Genomic DNA, 7195 nt, shown 5'->3' on the forward strand with positions numbered 1-7195 from the left:
CGAGCACTTCCTAGCCTTCACCAGCATCGCCTGCACCCTCATCTGCTACCGCCGACTCACCAAATGAGACGACCTCTTACTGGCGTGGGAGGAACCGGGGAACCGTCACCAGGCGACGGGCAGTTCCTCCACCCCGTACTGCACGGCGAACTGGCGGAACCGCAGGTCGTCGACGGGCACGGCGAGCCGCAGGCCGGGGAAGCGGGACAGCAGCGCCGCGAAGCTCAGCCGCAGCTGGGCGCGGGCGAGGGCGGCCCCGACGCAGTAGTGGATGCCGTGTCCGAAGGCCACGTGGCCGGTGTCCTCGCGGGTGATGTCCAGGCGGTCCGGCGGCAGACCGGCCGGCCGGGTGCGGTTGACCGCGAGCAGCGAGCAGGAGACGACCTGCCCCTTCTTGATCAGCTCCCCGCCGACGGTCACGTCCGTCAGCGCGGTGCGTGGCGAGGCCGTGGAGACCACCGACACGTACCGCAGCAGTTCCTCCACCGCCCGCGGCAGCAGCGCGGGGTCGGCGCGCAGCAGGGCGAGCTGGCCGGGGTGCTGGAGGAGGGCGAGGAGTCCGAGTCCCAGCATCTGCGCCGAGCCCTCCAGACCGGCCGCCATGAACGAGGCGCAGACCCCGGCCAGTTCCGCGTCGGTGACGTCGTCCCCGTGCTCCCGGATCAGCATGCCGAGCATGTCCTCACCGGGGTCCCGGCGCTTCTGCGCGACGATTCTGCTCATGTACGAGGCGAACGCCTTCTGCGCCGCGACGCGTTTACGGGTCCGCCCGGTGGAATGCGCGTCCATACGGCTGGGCGCCCGCACATCGAGCATTCTGCCCAGGTCGGCCAGGTCGTCGCGGGGAATTCCGAGCAGTGCGCAGATGACGAGTCCGGGGACCGGCCAGCCGAAATGGCGCATGAGATCGGCCGGCGACCCGGCCGCGGCCAGTACGTCCAGCCGTTCGGCCACGATCTGTTCGACGATGGGTTCCATTCTGCGCATGCGGCGCAGCGTGAATTCCGGCGCGATCAATTTACGCAACCGGGTGTGCTCCGGGGGATCGTAATGCAGCAGATTCCCTTCTTCCCTGGCGCCGCGGGAAATCGCCCGTTCGAGATCGGGCGGCTTGGCGGTGAACCGGTCCGCGTCCCCCAGGATCGCCCGTGCCTCGGCGCGTCCGGTGGCCAGCCAGTCGGCGGCTCCGGGGTCGGGGCACACGGGTGTCTCGTTGCTCATCCGGCTCAGCTCGGGCAACGGGTCGAGACCGTCGCGGCGCAGGTGCGGCGGGAGGTCCGGCGGCTTGGGCATGACGGGCCTTTCGGTGCGGTGGCTACCAGGAGACGGGCAGGTGCTCGATGCCGAAGGTGGCCAGCCACGGCGGACGGAAACGCAGTTCGTCGCGCGGTACGGCGAGCCGCAGCGCGGGGAAGCGGCGCAGCACACCCGCGAAGGCGATGCGCAGCTCCATACGGGCCAGGGCCGCGCCCGCGCAGTAGTGGATGCCGTGCCCGAAGGCCACGTGCGTGGTGCCCTCGCGCAGGATGTCCAGGCGGTCCTGGGGTGCGCCGGGCGGCTGGGCACGGTTGACCGCGAGCAGTGAGCAGGACACGATCTGGCCGGGTTCGATCACGTGGTCGCCGACGGTCACCTCGGTCAGGGCGGTGCGCGGCGAGGCGACCGCGACGACGGTGACGTACCGCAGGAGTTCCTCGACCGCCTGGCCCATCAGTTCGGGCCGTTCACGCAGCAGGGCGAGCTGGTCGGGGTGGTCGAGCAGGGCCAGCAGGCCCAGGCCGAGCATGCCGACCATGTTCTCGATGCCGGCGGCCATGACGGAGGCGGCCAGGCCGACCAGTTCCTTGTCGGAGACGTCCGCCCCGTGTTCCTTGACGAGCATGCTCACCAGGTCGTCGGCGGGGGCGCGGCGGCGGTCGGCGACGTACCGGGCCAGGTAGTTGTCGAAGGTCTTGGCCGAGGTGCGGCGGGCCTGCCAGCCCCGGTTGTCGCGCCGGCTGAGGTCGAGGTGCCGGGCCAGTTCCGCCTGGTCGTCGCGGGGGATGCCAAGCAGGGTGCAGCCGACCAGGCCGGGAATGGGCCAGGCGAAGTGCCGCATGAAGTCGGCCGGCCGGCCGGCCCGTTCCATGACGTCCAGCCGGTCCTCGATGATCCGCTCGACCTGCGGTTCGATCCGGCGCATGCGGCGCAGTGTGAACTCCGGTGCCAGCAGCTTCCGCAGCCGGGTGTGTTCCGGCGGGTCGTACATCAGCGGGTTGCCGATCTGGGTGATCTGCCGGGACTCCTCCTCGGTGTCGGCGGGCGGCCGGGTGCTGAACCGCTCCGCGTCGCCGAGGATCGTCCGTACCTCCTCGCGGCCGGTGGCGACCCAGCTGATCAGGCCCGGCCCGGTCTGAGCCACCAGCGGTGTCTCGGTGCTCATCCGGCCGAGACCGGGCGGCGGGTCCATGCCCTCCCGCAGGTGGTTGGGGATGATGTCGGCCTTCTGGTCGCGCTTCTTGCCCCTGACCTCACCGGTGTCCCTGGTCATGTCCTTCACTGGCCCTTTCGTGCGCGCGTCGTCGCGGTGCGGATCTTGTGGTCGAGGACGCGGCCGATGACGGGCCGGTGCGCCGGTTCGAGCATGTCCTCGTGGGCGGCGGTGACCTCGTGCGTCTCGATGTCGCCGGCGACGTACGGCCGCCAGCTCGCGATCGCCTCGGTCGCCAGCAGTGTCTCGGTCCTGCGTTCGGTCGCCACGAACACCAGCAGGTCGCCCCGGAAGACGGCCGGCCGGTGGTCCCGGATGAGACCGACGGTGTTCTTGATGACCTCCCGCATGTTCTCCAGCAGCGGCCCGCGCACCTCCATGGCCCGGCCGTCCTTCCCGGCCTCGTTCTCGCCCCAGGTCGCCCGGCCGTCGTCGGGTCCGAGCACGGACTCGTCCCCGGTGGCGATCTCGCCGACGTCGCGCAGCGGGTAGGCGTCGAGCAGCGCCAGCAGGTCGACCTGCTGGCCCGCGTCCTGGAGCCGGCAGGCGATGGCCTGGGCGACCACTCCGCCGAGCGACCAGCCGAGCAGCCGGTAGGGGCCCTGCGGCTGCACGCTGCGGATCTGCTCGATGTAGTCGGTGGCCATCTCGTCGATGGTCCGGGGCAGCGGCTCGGGACCGCCGAGCCCGCGCGCCTGCACCCCGTAGACCGGCAGGTCCGCCGGGAGATACGGCAGCAGGGTGGCGTAGCTCCAGCTCAGGCCCGTGCCGTGGTGCACGCAGAACAGGGGGCGGCGGCCGCCCTCGGGGCGCAGCGGCAGCAGCACCCCGAGGTCCTCGGAGTTGCGCACGGTGCGGCGCAGCACGCCGTCGCGCAGCCGCCGGCCGGGAGCGCCGGCCTGGAGGTGCAGCCGTCCGGCGGCGTCCCGCCGCGCCCACCGGCCGGTGCGGAACATCCGCTCGCCGCTGCCGCCGACGGGGTTCGCCACGAAACGGCTGCCGGTCGCGCCCGGAGCGTCGGCGTAGCCGCGGGCGAGTCCGTTCCCGGCGACGTACACCTCGCCGGGGACGCCCGGGGGGACCGGGCACAGGAAGTAGTCCAGCAGGTAGGCGCGGGCTCCGCCGACCGGGACGCCGCTGTCGGGCGTCGCCGGGAGGGCCTCGTCGGGGGCGGTGCGGTGGGCCAGCCAGGCGCCGCCGGTCTCCGCCGCGCTCCGGGCGCCGACCAGCGCCGGCCGCGGCCGGCCGGCCCGCCACTCCCCGGCGCCGGCGGCCGGCTCCGGTCCCCCGTCGCCGAGCAGGACCACCTCGGCGGCGGGCGGGTACGGCACGGTCGGCAGCAACGCCCGCGTGGTGATCAGGCGGTCGGCCGTCACCGGCGCCGCCGCGCCGTCGTCGCTAGGCACGCCCAGCCGGACCCGGTCCCCCGCGCCGAGCGCGGTGAGCAGCGGGACGAGCAGCTCGGTGACGGGCATCCGGGTGTCCAGCCGGGTCTCGGTGGTCTCCGTGCCCGGCGGGAGGCCGTCCCGCAGCCGGTCGGCGACCCGGCCGGCCAGCGCACGGTGCTCGATGACGACTCCTCCCCCGGTGTCCGTCGCCGTGTCCGTCTCCGTGTCCGTCGCCGTGTCCGCCGCCGTGTCCGTCGCCGTGGCGGGGAGGATCAGGGCCGCGTGGGCGGGCAGCGGCGGGGTCGGCGGAGGGCCGCCGGGCGCAGCCTCGGTGGCCGGCGCGTCGACCGGCACCCACAGGCGGGCGCCTTCGACGCGCCCCCCATGTCCGGCATCCCCGGTGGCCCCGGCATCCCCGGTGGCCTCCGTACCGCCGACGACGGCCGCGAGCCGTCCGCCGCCGGGTGCCGCGAGCGGGTCGGCCGGTGTCCGGCCGTCCTCGGTGACCCAGCAAGCCGCACCCGACTTGAGTACGCCGAGCAGCGCGGTGACCAGGTCCGTCCCGGCCGGCAGCGCGATCGCGACGGTGTCCTCCTGGCCCACGCCGCGCGCCGCCAGCCGGCGTGCCAGCGTGTCGGCCGCCACGTCCAGGCCGCCGAAGGTGACCGAGGTCCGCTCGTCGGACACGGCGACGGCCTCCGGGGTCAGCGCGGCCCGTTCGGCCAGCAACTCGACCAGGGTGCGCTCGGGAGACGGATCGGGCGCCTCCTGCCCGGCCCCGACCGCCTGTCGCAGTTCGGCCTCGTCGAGCAGCACCTCGATCTGGCCGACCCGGAGTTCGGGGTCGTCCGCGACCTGTTCCAGCACCCGCACCAGCCGGCGGGCCAACGCGGCGGCGGTGGACTCGTCGAACAGCTCGGTGGCGTAGTCGAGGGTGCCCACGATGCCGTCCGGGTCGCCGTAGTCCTCGAAACTCTCGGTGAGGGTGAGCCGCAGGTCGAGCGCGGAGGCGGTCGGCGGCAGGGCCAGCCGGGTGGTCGCCAGTCCCGGCAGGTCCGCGTCCTCCCACTTCTCGGCGATGTCGTCGCGGACGTCGAGCAGTACCTGGAACACCGGGTGGTGGTCCGCGGAGGTCTCCGGGGCCACCAGTTCCACCAGCCGCTCGAAGGGCACGTCCTGGTTCTGGAGGGCCTCCTGGTACACCTCGCGGGCCCGTTCGACCAGTCCGAGGAAGGTGGGGTTGCCGAAGGTGTCCAGGCGCAGCGAGAGCAGGCCGGACAGCGGTCCCACCACGCCCTCCAGGCTCTCCTCCCCGTCCGGCCTGGGCAGCACGGTGCCGATCACGAGGTCGGTGCCGGCGGCCAGGCGGGACAGCAGCAGGGCCAGTGCGGCGTGCACGGCCGTGAAGGAGGTCGCGTCGGCGGCCTCGGCCGCGTCCATGAGCTTGGCGTGGGTCTGTGCCGGGATGCGCACCGGCAGGGAGGCGGTGTTCCAGGCCGGCTGCGGCGGGCGTCGCCGGTCCGTGGGCAGCGGGGTGTGCGGGGGCGCGTCGGCCCAGGTGGCCTTCCAGTACTCCAGTTGGTCGGCGACCAGGCTGTCCGCTTTCTCCTCGCCCTTGAGCAGTTCCTTCTCCCACAGGGCGTAGTCGGCGAACTGCACGGGCAGGGGCGCCCGTTCGGAGACCCGCCCCTCGCGCCGCGCTCCGTAGGCGGCCGCCAGGTCGCGGACGATCAGGTTGACCGAGGACTCGTCCGCGGCGATCGGATGGACCACCAGAAGCAGCACGTGCTCGGTCTCGGACAGCGTCAGCAGATACGGCGCCCAAGGTGTCTCGCGGTTCAGGTCGAAGGCCCGCCGCGTACGCGCTTCCAGCTGGCCGAGGAGGTCCGCCGCGCTGGTCGGCACCACCGTCAGCTCGGGGACGACGGTCGCGTCGCCGGCCTCGGACACCCGCTGGACGAGCCGTCCGTCCGCGGTCTCCCCGAACCGCGTGCGCAGCAGCTCGTGCCGGTCCACGAGGTCGCCGAGGGCCGCCCGCAGCGCGGGGATGTCCAGTTCGCCGTCGAGCCGCAGAGCGGCGGGGAGCCGACCGGCCGGGCTGCGGCCGGGCTGCTGTTCGGCGGCCCAGATCCGCTGCTGGCGCACGGAGGCGGGGATCTCTTCGGGCCGCTGCCGCACCGCCCGCAGCGGCGGGCGCAGCTTGGCGCCCAGCAGCCGTTCCACGCCGACCGGTGTGGCGGAGCCGAAGAAGTGCCGGATGCTCAGCTCGGCGCCCAGCTCGGTACGGATGCGTCCCGCGAGCCGCATCGCCAGGGCCGAGTTGCCGCCCAGGTCGAAGAAGTTGTCGTCGGGGCCGACCCGGGCCAGGCCGAGCACCTCGGCGAACAGCGCGCACAGTGTCTCCTGGAGCTCTCCCTGCGCCGCCTTCGCCGAGACCAGGTCGGCGTAGTCCGGCGCGGGCAGGGCGGACTTGTGCAGCTTCCCGTTGGGGGTGAGCGGCAGTTCGTCCAGGACCATCATGGTGGCCGGGACCATGTACTCGGGCAGCCGCTCGGCGGCGAAGGCCCGCAGCGCACCGGTGTCCAGCCCGTCGGAGGCGGCGGCGGGAACGGTGTAGGCGACGATCCGGGGATCACCGGGCCGGTCCTCACGCACGACGACCGCGGCCTGGGCGACATCGGGGTGGGCGGCGACGACGGACTCGACCTCACCGAGTTCGATCCGGAAGCCGCGGATCTTGACCTGCTCGTCGGCGCGGCCCGCGAAGTGCAGCAGCCCGTCGTCCGACCACCGCGCCAGGTCGCCGGTCCGGTACATCCGCTGTCCGGGCAGGAAGGGGCAGGCCACGAACCGCTCGGCGGTCAGGTCCGCGCGGCCCAGATAGCCACGGGCCAGACCGGGACCGGCCAGATACACCTCACCGACCGCACCGACCGGCGCCGGCCGCAGGAACTCGTCCAGCACGAAGACACGGCAGTTGGGCAGGGGACGGCCGATGGCCGGCGGCGCGTCCTCGGGCGTGACGCCCTCCGCGATCTCCACGGCCGTAGCCATCACCGTGGCCTCGGTCGGACCGTACGTGTTGCATACGCCTGCCTGCGCCCGCCAGCGCGCCGCGAGGTCCGCGTTGAGCCGCTCGGCACCCAGCACCCAGTTCTTGACGCCCGGCACCGACTGCGGGTCCAGGACCCCCAGCAGAGACGGCACCACACTGGCCACCGTCACCCCAGCGTCACGGATCATCCCCGCCAACACCTGCCCGTCCCTACGCTCCTCGGCCGTCGCGATCGCCAGCGTGCCACCATGAGCGAGCGTCACGGTCACATCCAGCACCGAC

3 protein-coding genes are annotated in these 7195 nt (G+C 73.4%); all 3 read right to left on the reverse strand.

Annotation, left to right across the window (positions count from 1 at the left end; all coding sequences use genetic code 11):
- Positions 1–105 precede the first annotated feature (105 nt).
- Genes ACTT8P_RS37625 through ACTT8P_RS37635 form a run of 3 tightly spaced genes read right to left on the reverse strand, consistent with a single transcriptional unit; the run spans position 106 to position 7191 of the window.
- Positions 106–1293: a cytochrome P450 gene (locus ACTT8P_RS37625; RefSeq protein WP_442836294.1), complete on the reverse strand. Its 1188-nt coding sequence runs from the start codon at positions 1291–1293 to the stop codon at positions 106–108.
- A 22-nt stretch (positions 1294–1315) separates the two neighbouring features.
- Positions 1316–2530 carry a cytochrome P450 gene (locus tag ACTT8P_RS37630; protein WP_442836295.1) on the reverse strand — a complete coding sequence of 405 codons (1215 nt, stop codon included), beginning with the start codon at positions 2528–2530 and terminating at the stop codon, positions 1316–1318.
- 5 nt (positions 2531–2535) lie between these two features.
- Positions 2536–7191, reverse strand: coding sequence for an alpha/beta fold hydrolase (locus ACTT8P_RS37635; protein ID WP_442836296.1), 4656 nt, complete (start codon positions 7189–7191; stop codon positions 2536–2538).
- Between the last annotated feature and the right edge of the window lie 4 nt (positions 7192–7195).

It is taken from the genome of Streptomyces sp. JW3 (genome assembly GCF_052216785.1).
Lineage (GTDB): Bacteria > Actinomycetota > Actinomycetes > Streptomycetales > Streptomycetaceae > Streptomyces.

What these genes read in the sequence shown, in the direction of transcription:
- ACTT8P_RS37625 (WP_442836294.1), bottom strand. Translation starts at nt 1,293, where the DNA reads ATGCCCAAGCCGCCGGACCTCCCGCCGCACCTGCGCCGCGACGGTCTC.
- ACTT8P_RS37630 (WP_442836295.1), bottom strand. Translation starts at nt 2,530, where the DNA reads ATGACCAGGGACACCGGTGAGGTCAGGGGCAAGAAGCGCGACCAGAAG.